Below are 25,226 nucleotides of genomic sequence, written 5' to 3' on the forward strand. Positions count from 1 at the left end.
TTCCTGATTGTTGAACCTTTATATGGAACGATCGTTCCTATACTTGTATCAACAACAAACAGCATGAAAAGATTAGCAAACAAAACCGCACTCATCACCGGCGGCAACAGCGGCATCGGCTTTGCCACCGCCAAAGATTTTATTGAAGAAGGCGCTACCGTGGTGATCACTGCCCGCTCGCAAGCCGCCGTAGACGCGGCCGTGAAAGAACTCGGCCCGCAAGCCAAAGGCATCGCCCTCGATGTGGCCGACATGACACAGGTGAAAAGCTTTGGTGCAAAACTGAAAGCCGTGGCACCGGTGGTGAACGCTTTCTTTGTGAACGCAGGCATCGCCAAGTTTTCAAGCATCGAGCAAGCCGACGAACAACATTTCGACGAACAATTTAACGTGAACGTGAAAGGTGCATACTTCTCCATCCAGCAAGTGCTTCCACTCATGCCCGAAGGAAGTTCGATTGTGCTGAACACCTCCATAAACGCCAGCATCGGCATGCCGAATGCATCGGTCTATTCGGCCACAAAAGCCGCCTTCCTCACGCTGGTGCGAACACTGTCGGCCGAACTGCTTCCCCGCAAGATCCGCGTCAACGCCGTGAGTCCGGGACCCGTGTCCACACCGTTGTATACACCCGACAAGATGGGCCTGCCCGGCGAACAAATTCAAGCCATTGGCGAGGCCATTGCTGGTAAGATTCCCCTCGGCCGCTTTGGTCGCCCCGAAGAGATTGCCCGCGTGGTCACCTTCTTTGCCTCCGACGATTCATCGTTTGTGCTGGGCGCAGAGTTGATTGTGGATGGTGGAATGGCGACGTTGTAAGATCATCAACGTTCACATCGGAATAAAAAACAGATGATGTGATCAATATCCAGGATGAGAGCGGGGTTCAATATCCGCCCGCGTTCTGGATGTTGTTGTGAACGTTACTTCAATCCCTCTCCTGCCTCAACATCCAGCATCACCAACCCGTGTGCGAGAGTTTGAAAAATGCTCGCCGGAATTTCAGGTGAGGGTGTTATCGTAAAGGCCTTTTTCAAGATGTCGTTTTTCTTCCGGCCGTTGGCCAGCAGAATGGGCAACTTGGCTTCGCGCACGTGCTTCAGGCCAAGCGTGATGCCTTTGTCCAGGATGGTGGATTGTTCGAAATATTTTTGGCCAACCGTTTTGGTTTCTTCCGCCAGCGTGCTCACATGTGCGGCGATGGTGAAGGGTGTGCCCGGTTCGTTCATGGCAATGTGGCCGTTTGTGCCCACGCCCACCAGCATGATGTCGAGGCCCCCACGCCTTTCAATGAGTGCATTGATGCGGTCGGCTTCGGTTTGAAGATTGGGCGAAAGGGCATCGAAGAATGCAATTTGATTTTCGGAAATGCCTGCGGGTTCAAAAAACGATTTGTCCATCATTTCGCGACACGATCCGTTCTGGTTGGGCGCGATTCCCACCCATTCGTCCAATCCCACAAAGGTGCATTGCGAAACATCGAGCTGCCCCGCGTGGATGTCTTTAACAAGGCATTCGAACACCCCGAGGGGCGAATGGCCGGAAGCGAGGCAAACCAGGGCGTTTGGGGTTTTGGTGATGTAGTCGCGGATCACATCGGCTGTGGCGCGGCTAAGGCGTTGGTAGTCTGAGAACAGGTGGACGTGCATGGGTGAAGGGCTAGTGCCGGATGCAGAAATGTAGGCGATTTTTTGATGTCGTGCACCATGCTTCCGCAATCGTTTGTAACTTCCCGGGCACAAGTTGCACACAAAATGCGCCTGTCGTTCATACCCATGAAGTCTTTAAACTTTTGTCGCGTGAAAAAAATAATTCTCTTCGTGTTTGCGCTCGCCGTGTTCGGCATGGCCGGGGCACAGACTGCCGTCACCACACCGGCGCAGCTCACGTGCGAATATCGCACCACGCCGCTGGGCATCGAAACCACGACGCCAAGATTTGGATGGACGTTCAACACCGCGTTGCAAAATCAATCGCAGTCGGCCTATGAGCTTGTGGTGACGGAAGGTCCTTCCACCAGCGTGGCAAAAGTGGTGTGGAGCAGCGGCAAAGTGCACGGCGACGAAAACATTCAGCAGGTATACAACGGCGAACCGCTAAAAGCATTTACGCGCTACTACTGGAAAGTGAAAACATACGATGCCCACGACCAACCCTCGGCCTGGAGTGCGGACACATGGTTCGAAACGGCCATGCTCAACCCCGACGATTGGAAAGCGCAATGGATCGGCGATGGCAGCAAGCCCTTCGTGCAGGATGAAGATTTCTACAAAGACGACCCGATGCCCCTCTTCCGCAAGGAACTGAACGTGAAGAGCACACCTGTTTTGGCACGACTCTACATCGCGGGCGTAGGCTACTACGAAGCCTATCTGAATGGCCACAAGGTGAGCGACAACATGCTGGATGCCGGATGGACAACCTACAAGAAAGAAGTGCTCTACGTGTCGCACGACATCACGCCGCTGTTGAAACCCGGCTCGAACGTGGCAGGAGTGATGCTGGGCAACGGCTGGTGGAACCCGCTGCCCCTGCGTTTGTTTGGACGCTTCAACCTGCGCAACGCACAGCAAACCGGCCGCCCCTGTGTGAAAGCCGAAATTCACGTGACCTATGCCGACGGCACCACCGACGTGATCACCACCGACGACACCTGGCAAACCACGCCCGGCCCGGTGCTGCGGAACAATGTCTACCTGGGCGAACACCACGACGCCCGCCGCGAAGTGAAAAACTGGAACACTACATCGCCCGGCGGCGCATGGAAAAATGCAACGCTGGTGACCGGTCCGGCCGGCGAGTTGCACCCACAGATGCAGCCTCCCATAAAAGTGACTACAGTATTAAAACCCATAAAGATCCTGCAAGTGAAACCCGGCCTCTACATCGCCGACATGGGACAGAATTTTGCAGGCGTGGCGCGCATCAAAGTGAAAGGCAAAGCAGGAACCAAAATCAGCCTGCGCTACGGCGAAGCGCTGATGCCCGATGGAACGTTGAACTACCTCACCACCGTGGCGGGACAACTGAAAGAAATCTGGCGCATGAACGGCGGCCCCGGCGCACCACCCACAGCCTGGCAACAGGACAGCTACACGCTGAAGGGCTCGGGCATTGAAACCTGGAACCCGCGCTTCACCTTCCACGGCTTTCGTTATGTTGAAATCTCAGGCTGGCCCGGCAAGCCGACCGTGAACGACATTGAAGGCCTGCGCATGAACACCGACCTCACACCGGTGGGCGAATTTGCATGCTCCAACGACATGTTCAACGCCATTCACAAGGCCGTGCAGTGGACGTTTCTCAGCAACGTGTTCAGCGTGCAGTCCGATTGTCCCGGGCGCGAGAAGATGGGCTACGGCGCCGACATGGTGGTGACGGCAAATGCCTATCTCTACAACTACGACATGAGCCAGTTCTACAGCAAAGCCGTGCGCGATTTTGCCGACGAGCAACAACCCGACGGCGGCATCACCGAAATAGCTCCCTACACCGGCATCCACGACAAAGGACTGGGAGGAGAGTCAGGCCCGCTGGGATGGCAGCTTGCCTTTCCCTATCTGCAAAAACAACTCTACGAATTTTATGGCGACACCCGCATCATTGCCGCGCAGTATTCGCGCGTTCAAAAGCAACTCGCCTTCCTGCAAGACAACGCCATCGACGGACTTTTTCATTGGGACATCAGCGACCACGTGGCACTCGATCCCAAACCGGAAGCCCTGAGCGCATCGGCATTCTACTACCATCATGCCGTGCTGGCCGCAGAGTTTGCCACCATTCTGAAGAAGCAGGCCGACGCCGAAAAGTATGCAACGCTGGCAAAGCAAATAAAGACACGCATTGCTGAAAAATACCTGGTGCCCAACACGGGCCGGTTCGACAACGGCACACAATCGGCACAACTCTTTGCCTTGTGGTATGACCTGTCGCCCGAGAAAGAGAAAACATTTCAGGCGCTCATGGGTGAGTTTGCGCGCCACAAAGATCATGTGTCGTCCGGAATTTTTGGGGTGATGATGATGTTCGACGTGCTGCGCGAAAGCGGGCAGAACGAAGTGGCCTACCGCATCGCCAACCAGAAAGACTATCCCGGCTGGGGCTTCATGCTGAAAGAAGGCGCCACCACCTTGTGGGAATCGTGGGAGTATCCCGACAATGCACCGTCGCAAAACCATCCCATGTTTGGCTCTATAGACGAGTGGTTCTACCGCGCACTGCTGGGCATCAACCCACTGGAGCCGGGCTTCAAAAAGATTCAGATAAAACCACAACCTGCGGGTGACCTCACCTGGGCAAAGGGAAGCTTCACGTCCATACACGGCAAAATTGTGAGCGACTGGAAAAAGGTGGGCGATCGTTTTCAACTCACGGTGTCGATCCCCGCAAACACCGCGGCCGAAGTGTGGGTGCCGAACAAACCCGGTGTGCAAGTGAGAGAAGGCGGGGCACCGATCGATCCGCAGTCGGGCATAAAAACATTGCGCAACGAGGGAGGCTATTCCGTGTTATCGGTGCCTTCGGGCGAGTATCATTTTGAAGGTACGGACGGGAAGAATTAGACCGCGTGAAATTCAACTCCGGGGCAGCGGAAGCCTTTTTCGGGAAAAAATGACTCGGGGCGCTCTTTGATGTTGTGAGAGGATGTTGCTTATTTAATTTGAGGCTACATATTCGACGAGAAAGGCACGTTGGGAGAGCATGAAATTGTTGAAATGGTGGCGATTAGATCCTGTACTTCTTATGTGGGGCACGACTCGTGTGAAAGATTGAGGCGATCACGATGATCCGATTTTTGTCAGAGATCCGATAAACTACTAGAAAGGGAAAATCCTTAACTTTTGCTGCTCGAAATGAATTTTTTCTTTGAGCGTACATCAAAGGGTTTGATCGAATCTGTGAGAGCACCGCGTGAACCGCATCCGTAAAACGATCGCCAAGACCATCTAACTGCATTTGATACCAAGAGAAACCGTCAGCAAATTCTTGGTCAGCAGCACGGTGAAAAACAACATTAAACGGCATTGATCTTATCTATCCTTTGCAAATTGTTTCGCACGGGCGACTACTTCTTCCCAGGAGTAAACTTTTGCGTCTCCTTTTTCAGCCTCATCGAATCGATTGTTAAGTTCAGCTAGAAACTCATCTGTCCAGATGTCAGGCGCTTCCATCTGAATTTCGTTTTCGACCATAGTGTAAAGTGCATGCACTTTTTTCTCGTCGGCCACTTGAATATAGTCAACAAGTTTTTGTCTGATCTCTTCGGTTTTCATCGACTTTAGGATTAAGGTATCTTGCCAGCCAGCCTGGACCAGTGCTTTAGGGTCGATACCGGTTGGAAAATGTATTCGAATATAAGTAAAATCGCCTTGGAGTGTTCAGGGAAATTAACATCATGACGCCAGCATAATCAAACGCGATAGTTTCATTCATTTCCGCCTTGATTTCCTGAAAATTCGATCTAAATGTATTTGGGGCCTAAGGAACGTGGGTAGAACATATTCCGCCGATGCTACCCCGGAAGGTTCTCAGCGGCCCCCAAGTCGCCGTTTATAACCCTGCCTTTAAGCCTTCTTTAAGGTCGGCCACCGGCTGTAAAAAAAATGGAGGAAACCTTTTCAAACCATACGGCAGTTGCTCACTTTTGCGTACATTTTCGTCGTGTTTATTTAACCTCAAAAAATTATGCTTAGCGGAATAGGTGTTCAGGAGATTTTGCTGATCGGTGTTTTCGTCCTCGTTTTCTTTGGATCGAAGAAGATTCCCGAATTCATGAAAGGCCTTGGCAAGGGCGTGCGCGAATTCAAAGGCGCTATCAGCGACGTACAGAAAGAGGTGGACAATGTGAAGAGCGAAGTTCCTCGCATCAACACAGATCTGTAGGCCTTTCCCCACGCGGGTTTGCAGAAACCACCGGGGTGGCGCATCAACGCGCAGGTTTTTAGAAAATTCAATCAACAAAGTATTGTGAAGCGGATCCGCACTGGATCCGCTTTTTTTGTTGCTTCCTTTTTTTGAACGGCAAACGGCGTGTGGGATTTCGGTTGTAGATTCACAAAAGCATCAAAACCCCCTCGCCATGAAACTCCTGTTCCCTTTCGCCTTTCTGCTCTCACTTTCGCTGCACGCACAAACGCCGCCACGCCTCATTGTGCGGGGCGACGACATGGGGTTTTCGCACGCCGGCAACGAAGCCCTCGTGAAGTGTTTTCGCGAAGGCATCGAAACCTCCATCGAAGTGATTGTGCCCTCGCCGTGGTTTCCGGAAGCTGTGAAATTGCTTAGCGAAAATCCCACGGTCGACGTGGGCATTCACATTGCCCTCACCAGCGAGTGGGACAACGTGAAATATCGCCCCGTGTCCAATTGCCCCAGCCTCACCAACGCCGACGGCTATTTTTATCCCATGATCTGGCCCAACAAAAATTATCCCGGCCAGGCGTTGCAGGAAAACAAATGGAACATTGCCGACATCGAAAAAGAGATGCGTGCGCAAATAACCCTGGCGTTAAAAAAGATTCCGCGCATCAGCCACATCTCTGCCCACATGGGCTGCTACTACCTGAACGACGATGTGAAGGCCCTGGCCAAACGCCTTGCGGTGGAATATAAAATCGACATCGACCCCACGGACTATAACGTGAAAGACGCCCGCTATGTGGGCAGCCACACCACCTCCGAAGAGAAGGTGGCCAGCATCCTCGCCATGCTTGAAGGACTGAAGCCCGGCGAAACCTACCTCTTCGTAGAACACCCCGGCCTCGACACGCCCGAGCTACGCGCCATCCATCACATTGGCTACGAGAACGTGGCCGAAGACCGCCAGGGCGTGACCAACGCCTGGACACACCCCAGGGTGAAGGAGTTGATAAAGAAAAAAGGGATCAAGCTGATCAGCTATGCGGATCTGAAACGGTAGGCGGGGTAGCATAAAAGTGCAATCCCAAGCAATGTTTGTCGGGGAAGCTGTTTTCTGAAACAGATCTTGTCTGAAGAACAGGTTTTACCCAAAACATTGAATAAATAAAAACCGCCAACCCCCGATCATGTGATCGCGGATTGACGGTTTTGTTTGTTTTGCGGATAGGGTAGAGGTTATTCCTCTTTTGCTTCGAACTTGGCGCTGTCGCGTGTGTTTTTTTGCACGGCAATGGCGGCGAACAAACTCAGGATGAAGGACATTCCGTAGAAACCTTTTTCGCTGAGCGTGAGCGTGGCGTTCCAGAGGCCGACCACCAGCAACAGGATGGCCAGAATGGTCGAGAACCAGCTTAGGCCATAATAGATGTTGGTTACGGGAATGCCTTCCATTTGGTCGCGCACGCTTTTTTGAAGCGACACGGCCGAGAACAAGCCATACATGAGCACGGTGAAATAGTAGCCTTTCTCGTTCAGAAGCATGTCGGCATTCCACAGTCCTACATTATAGGAAACGATTCCAGCCATGAGGGCAACCCACGACGCAGCAATGAAGGCATTGGATGGTTTTTGGTTCATATAGAAAATAAAGATGGTTTCGGTTGGGCAGACAACTTTGGTTTGCGGCAAGGCGCTTCGATAAAACTCCAAATGTATGACGGGCTCACAATGACGCGGGCAAGATAGAGATTGCCGCGGATTTCTCAAATGGGTTTCGCGCGAAACAAAATGCGTTATCCGTATATTATATTCCCCGACGCCAGCGTTGGGAGCTTCGGTTTGTGAACGATAGTTTTGTATCTTAAGAGACATTTTATTGACCCAACATTCGCCACCTTTGTCGTGCCGTGAAAAACATTTTTTTAGTTTGACCCTAACCCTCATATCGCAACATGAAACGTAAACTGGAAGGACAAGTAGCCATTGTGACCGGGGCCAGCTCTGGCATTGGTGCCGGCGTTGCCAAAGCCCTCGCCGCCGAAGGCGCGGCCGTGGTGGTGAACTATTCGTCGAGCCCCGACAAAGCCGAAAAAGTGCTGCAGGAAATTAAAGCCGCGGGAGGCTCGGCCATCACCGTGAAAGCCGACGTGAGCAGCGAGCCCGAAGTGCTGGCCATGTTTGCCGAAACGCTGAAGACCTATGGCACCGTCGACATCCTCATCAACAATGCCGGCTTGCAAAAAGATAACAAGTTTCACGAGATGTCGCTCGACGAATGGAACCGCGTGATCGGCATCAACCTCACCGGCCAGTTTCTCTGCGCACGCGAGGCCATCAAAGAATTTTTGCGCCGCGGTGTGGTGCCCGAAAAATCGAAGGCCGCCGGAAAAATAATTTGTATGAGTTCTGTGCACGAAGTCATTCCCTGGGCGGGCCACGCCAACTATGCGGCCTCCAAAGGTGGTGTGATGATGCTGATGAAAAGCATAGCGCAGGAATATGCACCGTTAAAGATCCGCGTCAACAGCATTGGCCCCGGAGCCATACGCACCCCCATCAACCACGCGGCATGGCAAACGCCCGAGTCATACAATCAGTTGCTAAAGCTCATCCCCTCCAAGCGCATCGGCGAAGCCGAAGACATTGGCGGCGCGGCCGTGTGGCTGGCCTCGGATGATTCGGACTATGTGAACGGCATCACCCTGTTTGTGGACGGCGGCATGTTGCTCTATCCCGGCTTCGAAGACAACGGGTAGGCGACCCGCAGCATGCACGTTGACAACCTTAAAAGAACACACCCAACCATACCCGATGCGCAAGCATTGCCGCCCATGACCGCAGAAGAACAAAGACTGCACGACGATCGAGACAAAAAACAAAACTGGCGCTTATGGGGGCCATACCTCACCGAACGCCAGTGGGGCACCGTGCGCGAAGACTATAGTCCTCACGGCAACGCCTGGGAATATGTGTCGCACGACGCCGCGCGAAGCAAAGCCTATCGCTGGGGCGAAGAAGGCATTGGCGGCATTAGCGACGACAAACAGCACGTTTGTTTTTCGCTGGCCTTGTGGAACACCAAAGATCCCATCCTGAAAGAACGCCTCTTCGGCCTCACCGGCAACGAGGGCAACCACGGCGAAGACTGCAAGGAACATTATTATTACCTCGACAGCACACCGTCGCATTCCTACATGAAGATGCTCTACAAGTATCCGCAGGAAGCGTTTCCCTATAACCAGCTGGTAGACGAAAACCGCCGCCGTGGCAAGCTTGACCCGGAGTATGAGTTGCTCGACACGGGCATCTTCAACGACAACCGCTACTTCGATGTGTTCATTGAATATGCCAAAGCCGACACCAACGACCTGCTCATTAAAATCACCGTGCACAACCGCGGCAACGAAAAAGCCACGGTGCACGTGTTGCCGCAAATCTGGTTTCGAAACACGTGGGCATGGGGCTATGATGCCTACAAGCCCGAGATGATTCGCGACGAAGAAGACGTTATTCAGATCCATCACAAAGAACTGGGCACCTACTACCTCGCCGGCGAAGGCGAACCCGGCGTCTTGTTTTGTGAGAACGAAACCAACGTGAAGCGCCTCTACAACGTGGACGGTACCGGCCTTTACAAAGACGGCATCAACGACTATGTGGTGAACGGACAGCGCAATGCCGTGAGCACACAGCACAAAGGCACGAAGGGTGCGTTTCACTACGAACTGTCGGTGCCCGCTGGCAACTCACAAAGTGTGTCGCTGCGGTTGTCGGGCAAATATCATGTCGATCCCTTCAAGGATTTTGAACGGGTGCTGAAGCAACGCGTCAGCGAAGCCGACAGTTTCTATGGCAGCGTGCAAAACGGAATTGCAGACGCCGACAAGCGCGACATTCAGCGCCAGGCCATCGCGGGCATGTTGTGGAGCAAACAGTTTTTCTACTACAACGTGGCCGAGTGGCTCAAGGGCGATCCCGCCCAACCGGCACCACCCGAGCAACGCCTCAACGGGCGCAACCACGAGTGGAAGCACCTCAACAACAGCGACATCATTTCCATGCCCGACAAGTGGGAATATCCCTGGTATGCCGCATGGGACCTGGCCTTTCATACCTTGCCCATCGCCATGGTGGACCCCGAGTTTGCCAAGCACCAGCTGATACTCCTCACCAAGGAATGGTATATGCACCCCAACGGCCAACTGCCCGCCTACGAGTGGGCGCTGGGCGATGTGAACCCGCCCGTGCACGCATGGGCCACCTGGCGTGTCTACAAAATGGACGAGAAACTTCAGGGCGGCAAAGGCGACCGGAAATTTCTGGAAGAAGTATTTCACAAGCTCCTGCTCAACTTCACATGGTGGGTGAACCGCAAAGACAACAACGGAAACAACATCTTCCAGGGTGGCTTTCTGGGCATGGACAACATTGGCGTGTTCGACCGCAGCGCAAAGCTTCCCACAGGTGGCTACATCGAACAATCGGACGGCACCAGCTGGATGGCCATGTTCACCCTGAATCTGCTGCGCATATCGCTTGAGTTGTCGAAAGAGAATCCTACGTACCAAAGCCTGGCGACAAAATTTTTCGAACACTTCCTCTACATCGCTGGCGCCATGACCAACGAGAAGATCGATCTGTGGGACGAGGAGGACGAATTTTTCTATGATGTGCTGCGCACCCCCGATGGCGAGCGCACCGTGATGCGCGTTCATTCCATGGTGGGCCTCATACCCATGTTTGCCGTGGAGGTGCTTGACCAGGAGTTGTTCGACTCCATGCCCGAGTTTACCGAGCGCGCCATCTGGTTTCTCGAAAATCGTCCGGACCTGGCCAACCTCATTTCGAGGTGGACAGAAAAAGGAAAAGGCGCGCGACACCTGCTGTCGTTGCTGCGCGGCCATCGCATGAAGCGCCTGCTGAAACGTATGCTCGACGAAACCGAATTTTTGTCGGGCTATGGCATTCGTGCACTGTCGCGCTATCACCTCGATCATCCGTATGTGTTGCGTACCGGCGGCACGGAATTTAAAGTGAAATACACGCCGGGCGAGAGCGACACGTCGTTGTTTGGCGGCAACTCAAACTGGCGTGGTCCCATTTGGTTCCCGGTGAATTTTTTGCTCATCGAATCGCTGCAACGCTTTCATCACTATTATGGCGACGACTTCAAAGTGGAGCATCCCACAGGATCGGGCAACATGAAAACGCTGAAACAAATTGCCGACGATCTTTCCGAGCGACTGATCAGCATTTTCAGAAAAGACGCCAATGGAAGACGACCCGTGCATGGCGATTTTGAGAAGCTGCAAACCGATCCCCATTTCCGCGACTATATTCCGTTCTTCGAATATTTTCACGGCGACAGCGGCCGCGGCGTGGGCGCGACACACCAGACCGGCTGGACCGGGTTGGTGGCCAAGCTTATTCAACCGCGCAGAAAAAAAACACAGTGAAGGAGTAGAAACGTTACATAAACTATTGGGCCATGAAGTTTGACAACACAACACTTTCCGACTTTGACACCGCGCTTGGTCTGGAATGGATCGAAGCAAATGGACTGGGTGGCTATGCTGCAGGCACCGTGTCGGGCGCCAACGCACGTCGCTATCACGGACTGCTGGTGGCGGCACAGCAACCACCGGTGGGTCGCATGGTGGCACTCTCCAAGCTTGACGAAACATTGGTGTTGACGGAAGGAGAGGACACAACGCGCATCGAACTGGGTACCAACCAATATCCCGGTGTCGTGCATCCGCAGGGATATACGCACCTGAAATCTTTTGAGCGCGAGTTTTTTCCGGTGTTCACCTACGAAGCAGGAGGCATCGAATTGCGCAAGACCATTGCCGCTGTGCATGGCGAAAGCACCACGCTGGTTATTTATGAAGTGCTGCGCGCCCCCGCGCCATTCACATTGGAACTGCTGCCGTTGAGTTCGTGTCGCGACTTTCACAGCCTGTCGCACGCCAACGACTACATTGGCCGACAATATCTTTTTGAAGACGGCATCTTCCGCACGCTAAACTACCAGGGCTGTCCTGAAATTTTTATCGCCGTGCCCGGCGCCACATTCACCGAACAACAGGGCTGGTATTATAATTTTGAATATGCCGTGGAGCAACAACGCGGCCTCGACTTTCAGGAAGACCTCTATACGCTGGGCAAATTTTCGGTGACGCTGAAATACGGCGACGTGCTTGGTGTTATTGTCTCTACCGACGATCCGGAAGGAAAGAATGCGTTGAAGTTGTTGGCAAACGAACGGAAGCGTCGCGAAAAGCTCACCGAGAAATTTTCGACACATGCAAGCCTGCAACAACTTGCGCTTGCCGCCGACCAGTTCATTGTGAAGCGCGGTGCATTGAGCACCATCCTGGCAGGCTACCACTGGTTTGCCGACTGGGGCCGCGACACCATGATTGCCCTGCCGGGCCTGTGCCTCACCACAGAACGTTTTGGCGAAGCAAAAAAGATCCTGCTTCAATTTGCCGGAAGCGTGAGCGAAGGCATGTTGCCCAACCGCTTCTCCGACTATGGCGAAGCACCCGAATACAACACCATCGATGCCACGCTGTGGTATTTTCAGGCGGTGTATCACTATTATCAAAACACCGAAGACAAATCGTTTCTGAAAGCGGTGATGCCCGTGTTGCGCGACATCATGCAATGGCACGAAAAAGGAACGCGCTATAACATAAAAGTCGATCCCGAAGATGGCCTCCTCGGTGGTGGCCAGGAAGGCGTGCAACTCACGTGGATGGATGTGAAGGTGGGCGACTGGGTGGTGACTCCCCGCAGAGGCAAGCCCGTTGAAATCAATGCCCTGTGGTATAACGCCCTTTGCATCATGAATTTTCTCTGTGCCGAATCCGACAAAGACGAAGAAGCCAAAGCCTACGAACTGAAAGCAGCCCGGGTGAAAACAAGTTTTAATGCCGTGTTCTGGAACAAAGAACAAAACGTGCTGTATGACTACGTGAACGACTCGGAAAAAAATGCCGAGCTGCGTCCCAATCAACTCTATGCCATCAGCCTTCCTTTTCCCCTGCTCACCAAAGAGCGCGCAAAGAAAGTGTTGAGCGCGGTGACCAAACACTTGCTCACACCCCGGGGACTGCGCAGCCTGTCGCCACAAGACCGTGAGTATTGTCCAGCCTATGGCGGCGATGTGCGCAGTCGCGACGGTGCCTATCATCAGGGCACAGTGTGGAGCTATTTGCTGGGACCTTATGTTGACGCCGTGATGGTGGTGAAAGAAGAAAAGGGATGGGCGGAAGCATCGCAGTTGGTGCAAAAATTCCTTGCGCATTTAAACGAGGGATGTGTAGGCACCGTGTCGGAAATATTCGACGCCGAAGCGCCCTACGCCCCGCGCGGTTGTGTGGCGCAGGCCTGGGGTGTGGGAGAAATATTGCGCGTTATTAAACAATACGGATTGCTGGAAGCGGCGCCGCGCGAAGTCACACAGGCCAAGTCTACAACGGCCGTGTGATACGGAGAAAAAACGCATGGGGTTGAAGGAGGTAGTTTTGTTTCCGCTCATCACATAGCAACAACTCCGGCAAAGTTTTTTACGTACGGATGCTGTCAATACTTTGGAGGGGACGCCAAATCGTACCCCGCCATGGGGTACATAAAACCAACTGCCTATGCTTAAGAATTTTTTCAAGACAGCCTTTCGCAACATCCTCAAGTACAAAGCCTACGCGTTCATCAACTTTGTGGGCCTCACCTGTGGACTTGCGCTTGCCCTGCTCATCATCACCTACGTGCGAAGCGAACTTTCCTACGACCGCTTCCACGAGAAGGCAGATCGCCTCTATCGCATGCGCTACACAGCGCCCAACGGCCTGGAGATTGCCAGCTCGCCGCCACCCATCGCTCCCGTATTGAAAGATTATTTTCCGGAAGTAGAAGAAGCCGCGCGCGTCTACCTGCGCAACGTCAGCATCACGCGTCCCAACAACGCCGAAGCCTTCGAAGAGTCGGGGGTGTTGTTTGCCGACTCGGCCCTGGCCAAAATGTTTACGTTCGAGTTTGTGAAGGGCAATCCTAAACGCGCCTTGTGCGACAAGTTCACGGTGCTCATCAATGAAGAGATGGCCAAAAAATATTTCGGCGATGCCAATCCCATCGGCGAATCGCTCATCTTCTCGGGCCGTCAAAGTTTCAAGGTGGTGGGTGTGGTGAAAGACTTCCCCGAAAACTCGCACATCCGCTTCAACATGCTGGTGCCCTACGACAACATGTTCGACCTGGAGACACCTCAAACGGCCGAAGTGCTGCGTAAAAATCTCGACATCAATTTCATCATCTCGCACTCCTACACCTATGTGCTGCTGAAGCCGGGGACCACGTCGGCCCACATCAACAGCAGCATGGGCGACTTCCTGAAAAAATATGCACAGCCGCGTTTCCTGGTGGGGCAGGTGTTTCAGCTCATGCCCCTGCTCGACATCCATTTGAAAAGCACGTTGCTGGCCGAGCCGTCGTCGACCAACAGCATGGCCAACATCTACATCTTTGTGGGGGTGGGCATTCTCACGCTCATCATCGCCTGTATAAACTACATCAACCTCAGCACGGCCCAGTCGTTTTCGCGCATCAAGGAAATCGGCATACGTAAAATATTGGGTTCCATGAAATTTCAGCTCATCGTGCAGTTTCTGGCCGAGAGTTTTTTGTTCTCGCTGTTGTCGATGGCTTTTGCCTATGCGGTGTTTCATCTCACGCTGCCGCTGTTGAACCTGCTCACGGGCAAGCATCTTGTTTTTGCCGAAGCGGTAGATGTGAAATTGATTGTGGCTTCGGTGCTGCTGTTGCTGTTCATCACCGCCATGGCGGGAGGATACCCGGCCTATTTTGTGACGCAGTTCGAATCGGTCAATGCACTGAAGGGCCACGGCAAACTGGATCATGGCAGCCAATTCTTTCGAAAGGCGTTGGTTGTTTTTCAGCTGGCCATTGCCTGCATGCTGCTGTCGGCCTCGTTGCTTATTGTGAAACAGCTTCGTTACCTCGAAGACCGCCCGCTTGGGTTTCTGCACGACCAGGTCATCAACATTCCACTGACCAGCCAAAACCTGAACGGCATCTTTAGTCAGCGCGACAGCGCCTTCAGCTCGCGCCTAGAAACCTTTCGCCACACGGCCGAGGGATTGGCGGGTGTTAAATTAACAACGCTGTCGTCGGGCGCGCCGGGACTTGGTGTCATTTTTCACGGCATCACTCCCGAAGGCTTCACCCCCGAAGACAACATGTTCATCGCCAACATGTCGGTTGACTACGACTTTCTGAAATCGTATGACATGGAGTTGGTGGCGGGCCGGGGCTTCAGCCGCGAACACGGCACCGATGCCGAAGAGGGATATGTGGTGAACGAAACCGCCGTGCGCGAATTTAAATGGGAAACCCCTCAGAACGCATTGGGCAAAACCGTGAACAAGGAAGGCAAGAAGGGCAAGGTGATTGGCGTGGTAAAAGATTTTAACTTCGCGTCGTTGTCAACACCCATGTCGGCACTCGTGCTCGATCTTGATGCCGACCAGTTCACCACCCTCAGCATCACGTTCCAAAATGCCAACGGACAAGACATCATCAACAAGCTGGAGGCTGACTGGAACAAACTGTTTCCCGAGAAGGCGTTTGAATACGGTTTCCTCGACGATGCCCTGAATGGACAATACAACAACTACCGCGACTTCGGCACCATCATCCAGGCCTTCACCGGCATCGCCATTCTCATATCCTGTCTCGGGGTGTATGGCCTTGTGCTCTTCACCGTGCAACGCAAGGTGAAAGAGATTGGCGTGCGCAAAGTGCTGGGCGCAAATGTGAAGAGCATCCTGATGCTGATCTATCGCGACTTTGCCGTGTTGATTGTGCTGGGCTTTGTTATCGCCGTGCCCGTATCCTACTACCTCATGAACCAATGGCTCACCAACTTCGTATACCACACCGACATCACGGCCACATCGTATGTGATCAGCCTGGTGATGGTGTTGGTCATCGTGACATTGACCGTGAGTTATCAGGCGGTGCGCGCCGCGCTTGCCAACCCGGTGACGTCGCTGCGAAGCGAGTAATTGAAAGTGCACAAACCAAAAGGCCATGTCTTCTTCAAGACATGGCCTTTTTTTTATCAGGCGTGTGTAGCGTAAAAAGCGCTCAGGCTCCGCCATAGATCTTCACCACATTCTCGCGCCACGGCCCGGTGGCATCCGAGCAAAGATGGGCGAGTGCGTCGGCGATGGCTTCGGGTTTCACCCACGTGTCGAACTTGGCGTTGGGCATGGCTTCACGATTCACGGGAGTGTCTATCGTGCTGGGCACAACCACGGAGGCCGTTACGTTGGAGCCGCTGCCGGCCGCATTCAGAAACTCCGCCAGTTTGAACACCAGCGATTTCGACAAGGCATAGCCCAGCGACTTCTTGCCATCAGACGCTTTCAGGGCGGTGCGTGCACCAATAAAAATGATGCGGCCTCCCGTAGACTGCAACAGCATTTGCTGAAACACAGGACGCGAAACATAATAGGCCGTTTCAAAATTCAACGCCATCATTTTTTTCAACACGGCTCCGTCGGTTTCGGCAATACCACCAAAGGTGTAGCCGCCCACCAGCAGCAAGGCCGCGTCGATGGCGCCGTGCTGTTCAATGATGGTGGCGATCACACCCGACACAGACTTCTCGTCGGTCAGGTCGGCTTCATACGTTTGGATGTCGCCCGACACCTCGAAGCCCAACGTCTTGCCTGGCGTGACGGTGGCGAGCACCTTGTAGCCTTCTTTCAAAAACTTTTCGACCGAGGCTTTCCCCAAATTACCGGATGCACCGGTGATCAATACTTTCTTCATAGCCCTAAGGTAACATCATCGCCTATGAAGACAAGCGCCTGCCTGCTCGCAGCGCGAAATTTTTTCGGAAGAAGGAGTGGAATCTGTTGTGCGCCGTTGACGCGAACCATGCCGGCTATGCCGTCTGGTCATCATTCATCTCGTTTCGATTGGTCACATATTTCGCCAGCAACACAGGCCACAGCACAACGCAAGCCGGCAAGATGATGAGCATGAACGTCCACCGTGTTTCGCTCGATGCCTCGTGGAGCGCGGTGATGAAACGTGACAAAAAGATTAAGCTGAACGTGACGCCGCACAGCACATACAAAATCAGAAAGAGTAGGAACATAGCATTTGAATTTTAGGTGAAACGAAAACAAACGCGAAAAGAAGCCTGATAATCGCAAGCGTATCGAAGATACAATGCTTTGCTGTTTTTATACAAATCCGTACACCCGATAGCCTGGTCGCCTAATGTTCGCAAATGGGGGAGATACATCACCAACGATCAGATTGTTGTCATGATGATAATAGTTTAGCCACATACCGTTTTGGGGTTTCATCCGATTGAATAGAAAGAAAAAGCACCTTTCCTGTAAGGTGGTCGCGCGCTATTTAACGTCAGGAGAGTAACTGACTAAAACACTTAAAGCCTATGAAATTTTTATTACGGTATGGAACGCTCTCGCTCATCGGGGTTATGCTCTGCATGAGTCCGGTGGGTGTTTATGCAAATGCGAGCGGCGCAATGGCGATGCTCCAGGCCACCACGGTCACGGGAACGGTCTCGGACGACTCCGGTGTGGGAATGCCTGGTGTGAACGTGATTGTGAAAGGAACAAGCAACGGCACCACCACCGATGCAGACGGAAAGTATTCGATCGCTGTTGCAGGCGATGCTTCGGCCACGTTGGTTTTCACCTTTATTGGTTATCTGGCACAGGAACAACCCCTCAACGGTAGAAGCACGGTGAACGTGACGCTAGCCGCCGACATCCAGCAACTGACGGAAGTTGTGGTGGTGGGTTATGGAACACAGCGCAAAAAGGATATCACCGGTTCGGTGGCATCGGTATCGACCAAGGAAGTGACGGAGCTTCCCGTAACCAACGCACAACAAGCCTTGCAAGGACGCATCGCCGGTGTTGACGTGGTGTCGACCGGAACAACCCCCGGTTCGGGTGTGAGCGTGCGCATTCGCGGACGTCGCTCCTTCAACGCGGGCAACGACCCGCTCTATGTATTGGACGGTATTCCCCTGGCCGGCGGCATCGGCGACATCAATCCGCAAGACATCCAGTCGATGGATGTGTTGAAAGATGCATCGGCCACTGCCATCTACGGATCGCGCGGTGCCAACGGCGTGGTGCTCATCACCACGAAACGTGGCTCTACTGATGGAAAAACGAAAGTGACCTACGATGGCTACTACGGCGTGTCGAGCAGTCTCGGCAACATCGACATGATGGACGGCGCACAGTTTGCTGAATACAAACGCGAATCGCGCCGCGCCACCGGCACCTATGACGACAACGACAAAGTGGCCGCCGACAAGAAATTGTTTGAGCCCACAGAACTTGAAGGCATTCAGTCGGGTCGCACTACCGACTATCAGGATCTGATCATCCGCAACGGCCACCAGCAAAATCACCAGATCGGTATTTTGGGTGGTAACGAGAACACACAATTTGCCGTATCGGCCAACTATTTCAACGACGTGGGCATTGTGCCAAACCAGGACTTTACACGCGCAACCTTCCGCATCAACCTTGACCATAAATTCGGCAAGCGTTTCAAGATCGGAACATCAACGCTCACCTCGTATAACAAACAAAACGGCGACGGCTTCAATCCCATCCCGGAAGCGTTGCTGAACAACCCGCTGGGCAATCCTTACAATGCCGACGGTTCCTTGAATTTTCTTCCCACCACCGACGGTCTTCGTTCGAACCCGTTGAATGAAATTGTTCCCGGCGCCATTGTGCGCGAAGACAAGCGCATGCGCGTGTTCACCTCCTTCTATGCAGAAGCAAAAATCATTGAAGGCCTCACGTATCGCATCAACTTCGGCCCCGACTTTCAGAACAGAAGAAAAGGAGAATTCACCGGAAGCCTCACCAACGCGCGCCGCAAGGGCGATCCCACAGCACGTGGCGACAACTGGAGCACGGTAGCCTACACACTGGAGAACGTGGTGAACTATGCAAAGACCATTGGGTCCAGCAACTTCAACGTGACGGGCCTCTATAGCTTGCAGCGCCAGACCGACGAATATTATACCACACAGGTTCGTGGCGTGCCCGCAGAATACATGCAGTTTGAAAACCTGGGTGCTGCGCCGATCATCGAAGGTGTGGGCAGCATTTATGTTGACTGGGCCATTCAGTCGTATATGGGTCGCGTGAACTATTCTTTTAAAGATAAATACCTGCTAACGATTACGGGACGGGCCGACGGTTCGTCGCGCTTTGCCGATGGTCGTAAATACGGGTTCTTCCCGTCGGCTGCAGTGGGTTGGAATATCATTGAAGAAGACTTCATGAAAGGCATTCCTGTGTTCACCAACCTGAAGCTGCGCGCCAGCTATGGCAAAACCGGCAACACAGGCATTGATCCCTACAGAACGCTGGGCGACCTGGAAAGAACCAGGTATGCTTTTGGAAACTCGGGGGCTTACGGCTACCGTCCGCGCAACCTGAAAAACCCCGATCTGAAATGGGAAACCACCGTGTCGGCCAACATCGGTCTGGACTTCGGGTTGTTTAATGGCCGTGTGCAGGGTTCGTTAGACTTCTATGTGCAGAACACCTCCGACTTGCTGATGGAACAACAGTTGCCGGCAAACTCCGGAACATCAAACCTCTTCCTGTCGAACGTGGGCAAGACCCGCAACAAGGGCATCGAACTTTCGATCGGAACGGTGAACATCGACAACGGTAACTTCAAGTGGACAACCGACTTCAACATCTATGCAAACCGCGAAGCCATCGTGAACCTGTATGGTGGCACGAAGGATGACATCGGCAACGGCTGGTTTATCGGCCAGCCCATGACGGTGTTCTTCGACTATCAGAAAGTAGGCATCTGGCAAACCGCAGAGTTGGATCAGGCCACGCAATACCAACGCAAGCCCGGTGAAATTAAAGTAGCCGACCTTGCGGGTCGCGATGCAAACGGCAACCTGGTGGCTGGTGCCGACGGCAAGATCAACGCCGACGACCGCACCATTCTCGGTTCTGATGTTCCCGACTGGACCGGTGGCATGACAAACCGTTTCTCGTATAAAGGATTCGATTTTTCGTTCTTCATCTACACCCGCCAGGGCGGCATGATCCGCAGCTTGTTCCACAGCAACTACAACAACCTGTTTGGTCGCTACAACAACCTGGACGTGAACTACTGGACGCCCAACAATCCTTCGAACGACTATCCACGCCCCAACCAAAACCAGGAGTTCCCGGTATATGGCTCGTCGCTGACCTATTTCGACGGATCGTTTGTGAAGATTCGTAATATCACGTTTGGCTACACGCTGCCCAAGGGCATCTCCGAACGCCTGCACCTTGAGTCGGTGCGCATCTATGCCAGCGCGCAGAACCCGTTCATCTTTGCTTCGTATCGTTCGAAATACAAAGGCATCGATCCTGAATTTGCACGCACACCTTCGGCCGGCCGCGAACGCACCGCCGAGTTGGACGCTTCAACGCCTGCCAGCAAACTCATCTTGTTCGGTATCAACCTGAAACTCTAATCTACCAGGACCATGAAGAAAATTATCGCTATATGCTTTGTCGCCCTCGTATTTCAGTCGTGTGCTGATATGCTGGAGGAGAAAAATAAATCGAATGCCGTTCCGGACTACTTCAACACCATACCCGGTTTTGAAGATGCTGTGAAAGGCGCCTACTCATTCATGCGCTCGTTCTATGCTACCGAACGCGGAATGTCGCTCACAGTGTTTGGCACCGACGAATACACCAACGGCTCGGATGGAAGCTTCAAGTTTGTGAATCAATACACCTCACAATTCGATTCACGCACCAGCATCCTGTCGGAACTGTGGACTGATTTTTATCGTGGCATCAACACGGCCAACACGGCCATCGACCGCGCCGACAAGATTGTGGGCCTCGATGCTGCGGTGAAAACAACCCGTGTGGCCGAAGCAAAATTTCTGCGCGCGCAGTTCTATTTCATTCTTGTGCAATTGTACGGCCCCGTGCCCCTCACACTCAACGAGACGGTAACGGCCAGCACCGAAGCCCATCGCGCACCGGTGCCCGACATCTATGATGCCATCGTGGCCGACCTCGAATTTGCCATAGCCAACCTGCCCGCCACCCAACCCAACTGGGGACGCGCCACCAAACCCGCCGCACAACACCTGTTGTCGCGTGTGCACCTGACGCGGGCCACGGTAGATCCCACGGCCACACCACAGGAAGAATATCAGAAAGCTGCCGACCTTTCGAACGAAGTGCTCACCAAGTATTCGTTCAAGTTGCTGAGCGACTATGCAAAAGTGTTTGAGCAAGGCTCGGGCGAAATCAACGAAGAAGTGATCTGGTCTGTGCAATACACCAGCGATCCGTTGACCAACGGCGGCGGCAACAACGCCCACGTGTTTTTCCTCATGGAATACGACGTGCAGCCCGGCATGCAACGCGACATCGCCAACGGTCGTCCGTTCAAACGCTTCAAGCCCACCAACTACACGCTGGGACTTTACGATCGCGCCAAAGACAGCCGCTATGACAAAAACTTCAAGCAGGTGTTCTATTGCAACAAGCCCGGCACCTACACCATCAACGGCAAGTCGGTGACGCTGGCCACCGGCGACACCACCATGTGGCTGCCCGGCGTGGAGCTTGCCCCCGAAGTGATTGCCGCGAAAAACTTCCAGGTAATCACACCCAGCAAATACACCGAGAAGCTTTTCCCTTCCCTGCGCAAATACCTCGACCCGCTCCGTCCTGACGTGACCACGTTTGAAGGTTCGCGCGACTTTCTTGCGTTCCGCTTGGCAGAAACCTACCTCATTCGTGCCGAAGCGTTGCTCATGCTGGGCCAACCCGGCTCGGCAGCCCTCATCAACACCGTGCGCCGTCGTGCAGCATTTGCAGGCAAAGAAGCCGACATGGAAATTGCCGATGCGGATGTGACGCTTGACTTCATTCTCGACGAACGTTCGCGCGAATTGCTGGGCGAACAACACCGTTGGTTTGACCTGGTGCGCACGAAAAAATTGCTGGAGCGCGTGAAGCTTTATAACGCGCAAGCAAAAGACAACATTAAAGAAACCAGTACGGTGCGGCCCATTCCGCAAGACCAGATTGACAGGACTTCGAATTCCGACGGTTCGCTCTTTTTGCAGAACCCCGGCTATTAGAGAAGGTGGATTTAGTTTTGGAAGGAAGAAGCCCCGACACGTCGGGGCTTCTTTGTTTTCATCCACATAAGAAAGTCAGTGTCTTCTATTTCTTAAAGCACCTGCTTCGCGCCGGTCGATTCGCGAATCACCAGTTTGCTTTTGATGATCCGGTTTTCGGGCTTCAGGTTCTGATGGCGGATTTGTGTGATCAGAATTTCGGCGGCGGCGGCGCCCATGTCGTGTGCCGGATGATCGATGCTGCTGAGCGGTGGCTCCACAAAACGACACATGCTCTCGTTGTTGAAGCCGAGAAACGCAATGTCGTCTGGAATTTTCAGGCCGCTCTTTTTCATGATGTGCATCATCTCGATGGCGGCATAATCGTTGATGGCAAACACGGCGTCGGGGCGTTGTGGCAGTTGCATGAGGTAGCGCGTATACTCTTCCACTTTGTCGCTGCGATAGTGCGAATGCACGATATAAGATTCTCTGACGGGAAGGTTGTGTTTCTTCAGCGCATCCACATAACCCTGAAGCCGGTTTCGGCTGTTGAATAAATGCTGTGGTCCCGCCACAAAGGCAATGCGCCGATAGCCTTGCAGAATGAGATGTTCCGTTCCCTCAAAAGCAATCTCATAGTTGTCGGTATACACCTGCGAGGCGTCGATGTCCTGACAGATGCGATCGAAGAACACCATGGGAATGCCGCGGTCGATGATGGGCTTGAAGTGATCGGTGCGGTCGGTCTCGCGCGAAATGGAAACGATGAGGCCGTCCACGCGGCTCGACACCAGGGAGTGGAGGTTGTTTTTCTCGGAGATATACGATTCGTTCGATTGGCAGATCATCACATTCACACCGGCCATGTCAGACACCTTCTGGATGCCGCCCACGGCGTGGGCAAAGAAACGGTTCATGGTTTCGGGAATGATCACGCCGATGGTGTTGGTCTTTTGTTGCTTCAGGTTTATGGCCAGGGCGTTGGGTTCGTAGTGAAGCTCGCTGGCCAGGGCCATGATTTTCTGCTTGGTCTCGGGATGAATGTCGGAGCGCCCGCTGAGGGCGCGCGACACGGTTGACTTTGAAATGCCCAGCATGCGGGCAATGTCTTTGATGGTGACGGTTTTTTTATCCATGGAATTTGGGATCGGGGAGCCGGGAATAAAGATAATACTTGATACCGTTCCCGGGAACGGTCCCGTGAAAATATTATGAAAAAACTAATCGAATCGTGATTGTTTCCTGATAAAAATGTCAAAATTAGAGCAATCAATCGATTTCGTTATGATTCAACCTCTACCTGCAAACAACTTTACTTCTTCGGAATCACGCGGGAATTATGGGTCATTCCCGGGAATTTCGCTCAACCTGAATTCCGATACCGACACGTTGATGAGCCGCATCATCCAACACGACGACTACACGGCGTTTCAATTGCTCTTCAAAAAAATGTATTCTCCGTTGTGTCAGTTCTGCATGAAGTTCGTGAAGGCTCGTGAGGTGGCCGAAGAGTTGGTGAGCGATGTCTTCTACAACATTTGGAAAAACCGGAGCCGCCTCGTCATCGCTTCACCAAAAGCCTATCTGTTTGCATCGGTCCGGAACAAAGGATATGACCACTTACGTAAAATCAAGAATACAGCCTGGTGCGACCTCGAAGAAGCATCGGATGTGCCCGCCGGCGTCACCGACAGTCAGGACCTGCTGGTGCTGGAAGAACTGAACACCACCCTCGAACAGTCCATGGCAAGGCTTCCCAAGCAATGCCGCCTCATTTTTACCCTGAGCCGCGAAGAAGGCCTCAAGTACAGAGAGATAGCCGCCCAGCTCAACCTGAGCGTTAAAACAGTGGAAACCCAAATGGGCCGCGCCCTCAAACACCTGCGCAGCGCTTTGCCGCCCCTGTAAAATTCACATAACCCCCCATTGTAATTCAGGGTATCGTCTCCCAAATTCGTCTTTTCAATTGGAGTTGAACACACCATGAAAGGACTCACCACGGGAGACTGGTCTTTAATTGCCCGCTATCTGAAATCGGAAGCGAGCGAAACCGACTTGGTGGAACTGGACGACCTGGTGACACGCCACCCTGAATTGAAATCGGAATTGAAACGGATGGATCAAAACGTAAACCCCGTAGATCCGGAGCCACCGTTTGATGCCGACCGCGCCTTTGCCAGATTAACACAACGTTTCAAGGACGAGGATCTGTTGTGACGCCATAGAAGAAGTGCAGCCGGCACTTTGTAACCCTTTGGTTTCAGACAAGTATTTCTGTTCTATCTTTACCCGAACGAAAATCATTCAAATCCATACTTCAATAACTTTTTTATGACAGGACTTTTTGATGTGAAAGGAAAGACAGCTGTGATGACCGGAGGCACGGGTGTGCTGGGAGGCGCCATGGCAAAAGGATTGGCCGACGCCGGCGCACGCACGGTAATTATTGGCCGCCGCAAGGAAGCCGGCGACGAAGTGGTGAAAGCCATCCGCAGCAAAGGACAAGAAGCCATCTTTGTGGAAGCCGACGTGCTGAACGCCGACCATCTGCTGAAAGCAAAAGAAACCATCCTGTCAACCTACGGCTCACTCGACATCCTGGTGAACGCCGCCGGAGGAAACATGGCCGGCGCCGTGATCGCGCCCGATCAGAATTTCTTCGACCTCAAAATGGACGCCTTCAAGCAAGTGGTGGCCCTCAACCTCGACGGCACCGTGTTGCCCACACAGATCTTTGCCGAAGAAATGGCAAAACAAAAGAAGGGCGTCATCATCAACATCGCTTCCATGGCGTCGTACCGTCCCATCACACGTGTGGTAGGCTACTCGGCAGCAAAAGCGGCTGTAGACAACTTCACACATTGGCTGGCCGTGGAGATGGCCAAGAAATTCGGCGAAGGCATTCGTGTCAACGCCATTGCTCCCGGCTTTTTCCTCACCGAACAAAACCGTAACCTGTTAACAAACCCCGACGGCAGCTATACCGCCCGTGGTGAAGCGGCCATCCGTCAAACACCGTTTGCGCGGTTTGGCCAACCCGAAGAATTGATAGGAACCCTCATCTGGCTATGCTCGGATGCGTCCAAATTTGTGACCGGCGTAACGGTTCCGGTAGACGGCGGATTCACCGTGTTCTGTGGCGTGTAGGAAAAGT

20 protein-coding genes are annotated in these 25,226 nt (G+C 53.2%); 13 read left to right on the plus strand and 7 right to left on the minus strand.

What is annotated here, in order from left to right; translation table 11 throughout:
• Positions 1–63: 63 nt before the first annotated feature.
• A complete protein-coding gene (locus JI741_RS24870) occupies positions 64–819 on the plus strand; it encodes an SDR family oxidoreductase (RefSeq protein ID WP_202014149.1) in 756 nt (251 codons plus the stop codon).
• 104 nt (positions 820–923) lie between these two features.
• On the opposite strand, the gene JI741_RS24875 is transcribed toward JI741_RS24870, so the two are convergent.
• Positions 924–1,649: a 6-phosphogluconolactonase gene (locus JI741_RS24875; protein WP_202014150.1), complete on the minus strand. Its 726-nt coding sequence runs from the start codon at positions 1,647–1,649 to the stop codon at positions 924–926.
• A 150-nt stretch (positions 1,650–1,799) separates the two neighbouring features.
• Here JI741_RS24875 and JI741_RS24880 point away from each other — a divergent pair, with 150 nt between their 5' ends.
• Entirely contained in the window at positions 1,800–4,562 is a 2,763-nt protein-coding gene (locus JI741_RS24880; protein WP_202014151.1) for a family 78 glycoside hydrolase catalytic domain, read from the plus strand.
• A 163-nt stretch (positions 4,563–4,725) separates the two neighbouring features.
• Here the strand turns inward: JI741_RS24880 and JI741_RS33135 are convergent, their stop codons facing one another.
• Positions 4,726–5,025 carry a type II toxin-antitoxin system RelE/ParE family toxin gene (locus JI741_RS33135; RefSeq protein WP_202014152.1) on the minus strand — a complete coding sequence of 100 codons (300 nt, stop codon included), beginning with the start codon at positions 5,023–5,025 and terminating at the stop codon, positions 4,726–4,728.
• Between the two features lie 5 nt (positions 5,026–5,030).
• Complete coding sequence (locus tag JI741_RS24890; protein WP_202014153.1) at positions 5,031–5,273, minus strand: hypothetical protein; 243 nt, start codon at positions 5,271–5,273, stop codon at positions 5,031–5,033.
• Between the two features lie 412 nt (positions 5,274–5,685).
• Here JI741_RS24890 and JI741_RS24895 point away from each other — a divergent pair, with 412 nt between their 5' ends.
• Together JI741_RS24895 and JI741_RS24900 are read left to right on the plus strand one after the other, a co-directional pair.
• Positions 5,686–5,883, plus strand: coding sequence for a Sec-independent protein translocase subunit TatA/TatB (locus JI741_RS24895; RefSeq protein WP_202014154.1), 198 nt, complete (start codon positions 5,686–5,688; stop codon positions 5,881–5,883).
• Positions 5,884–6,079: 196 nt separating this feature from the next.
• Positions 6,080–6,919 (plus strand): polysaccharide deacetylase family protein, encoded by an 840-nt coding sequence (locus JI741_RS24900; protein WP_202014155.1) that lies wholly within the window; start codon positions 6,080–6,082, stop codon positions 6,917–6,919.
• Between the two features lie 176 nt (positions 6,920–7,095).
• Here JI741_RS24900 and yiaA read toward each other — a convergent pair whose 3' ends face one another.
• Positions 7,096–7,497, minus strand: a complete 402-nt coding sequence (yiaA, locus tag JI741_RS24905; RefSeq protein WP_202014156.1) for an inner membrane protein YiaA — start codon at positions 7,495–7,497, stop codon at positions 7,096–7,098.
• A gap of 314 nt (positions 7,498–7,811) precedes the next feature.
• Between yiaA and JI741_RS24910 the strand changes: the two genes are divergently transcribed.
• The 4 genes from JI741_RS24910 to JI741_RS24925 all read left to right on the plus strand — a co-directional run bounded on the left by JI741_RS24910 (position 7,812) and on the right by JI741_RS24925 (position 15,947).
• Positions 7,812–8,615 (plus strand): SDR family oxidoreductase, encoded by an 804-nt coding sequence (locus JI741_RS24910; protein ID WP_202014157.1) that lies wholly within the window; start codon positions 7,812–7,814, stop codon positions 8,613–8,615.
• Positions 8,616–8,690: 75 nt separating this feature from the next.
• Positions 8,691–11,315 carry an MGH1-like glycoside hydrolase domain-containing protein gene (locus tag JI741_RS24915; protein ID WP_202014158.1) on the plus strand — a complete coding sequence of 875 codons (2,625 nt, stop codon included), beginning with the start codon at positions 8,691–8,693 and terminating at the stop codon, positions 11,313–11,315.
• A 32-nt stretch (positions 11,316–11,347) separates the two neighbouring features.
• Positions 11,348–13,354, plus strand: coding sequence for an amylo-alpha-1,6-glucosidase (locus JI741_RS24920; RefSeq protein ID WP_202014159.1), 2,007 nt, complete (start codon positions 11,348–11,350; stop codon positions 13,352–13,354).
• 157 nt (positions 13,355–13,511) lie between these two features.
• The gene (locus tag JI741_RS24925; RefSeq protein WP_202014160.1) at positions 13,512–15,947 is read left to right on the plus strand and encodes an ABC transporter permease; all 2,436 of its coding nucleotides are present in this window, start codon (positions 13,512–13,514) and stop codon (positions 15,945–15,947) included.
• An 82-nt stretch (positions 15,948–16,029) separates the two neighbouring features.
• Here the strand turns inward: JI741_RS24925 and JI741_RS24930 are convergent, their stop codons facing one another.
• Both JI741_RS24930 and JI741_RS24935 read right to left on the minus strand, forming a co-directional pair.
• A complete protein-coding gene (locus tag JI741_RS24930) occupies positions 16,030–16,719 on the minus strand; it encodes an SDR family NAD(P)-dependent oxidoreductase (RefSeq protein ID WP_202014161.1) in 690 nt (229 codons plus the stop codon).
• 115 nt (positions 16,720–16,834) lie between these two features.
• Complete coding sequence (locus tag JI741_RS24935) at positions 16,835–17,050, minus strand: hypothetical protein (RefSeq protein WP_202014162.1); 216 nt, start codon at positions 17,048–17,050, stop codon at positions 16,835–16,837.
• A gap of 306 nt (positions 17,051–17,356) precedes the next feature.
• Here JI741_RS24935 and JI741_RS24940 point away from each other — a divergent pair, with 306 nt between their 5' ends.
• Together JI741_RS24940 and JI741_RS24945 are read left to right on the plus strand one after the other, a co-directional pair.
• The gene (locus JI741_RS24940; RefSeq protein WP_202014163.1) at positions 17,357–20,452 is read left to right on the plus strand and encodes a SusC/RagA family TonB-linked outer membrane protein; all 3,096 of its coding nucleotides are present in this window, start codon (positions 17,357–17,359) and stop codon (positions 20,450–20,452) included.
• Between the two features lie 12 nt (positions 20,453–20,464).
• A complete protein-coding gene (locus JI741_RS24945; RefSeq protein ID WP_202014164.1) occupies positions 20,465–22,090 on the plus strand; it encodes a RagB/SusD family nutrient uptake outer membrane protein in 1,626 nt (541 codons plus the stop codon).
• A gap of 92 nt (positions 22,091–22,182) precedes the next feature.
• Here the strand turns inward: JI741_RS24945 and JI741_RS24950 are convergent, their stop codons facing one another.
• Positions 22,183–23,208: a LacI family DNA-binding transcriptional regulator gene (locus JI741_RS24950; RefSeq protein ID WP_202014165.1), complete on the minus strand. Its 1,026-nt coding sequence runs from the start codon at positions 23,206–23,208 to the stop codon at positions 22,183–22,185.
• Positions 23,209–23,464: 256 nt separating this feature from the next.
• On the opposite strand from JI741_RS24950, the gene JI741_RS24955 reads away from it, so the two are divergent.
• From JI741_RS24955 to JI741_RS24965, 3 genes are all read left to right on the plus strand, one after another.
• Positions 23,465–23,980, plus strand: a complete 516-nt coding sequence (locus tag JI741_RS24955; protein WP_202014166.1) for an RNA polymerase sigma-70 factor — start codon at positions 23,465–23,467, stop codon at positions 23,978–23,980.
• 75 nt (positions 23,981–24,055) lie between these two features.
• Positions 24,056–24,289 carry a hypothetical protein gene (locus tag JI741_RS24960; protein WP_202014167.1) on the plus strand — a complete coding sequence of 78 codons (234 nt, stop codon included), beginning with the start codon at positions 24,056–24,058 and terminating at the stop codon, positions 24,287–24,289.
• 114 nt (positions 24,290–24,403) lie between these two features.
• Positions 24,404–25,219, plus strand: coding sequence for an SDR family oxidoreductase (locus tag JI741_RS24965; protein ID WP_202014168.1), 816 nt, complete (start codon positions 24,404–24,406; stop codon positions 25,217–25,219).
• Positions 25,220–25,226 lie beyond the last annotated feature (7 nt).

The organism is Chryseolinea lacunae (genome assembly GCF_016735595.1).
In the GTDB taxonomy this organism is placed as follows: Bacteria; Bacteroidota; Bacteroidia; order Cytophagales; family Cyclobacteriaceae; genus Chryseolinea; species Chryseolinea lacunae.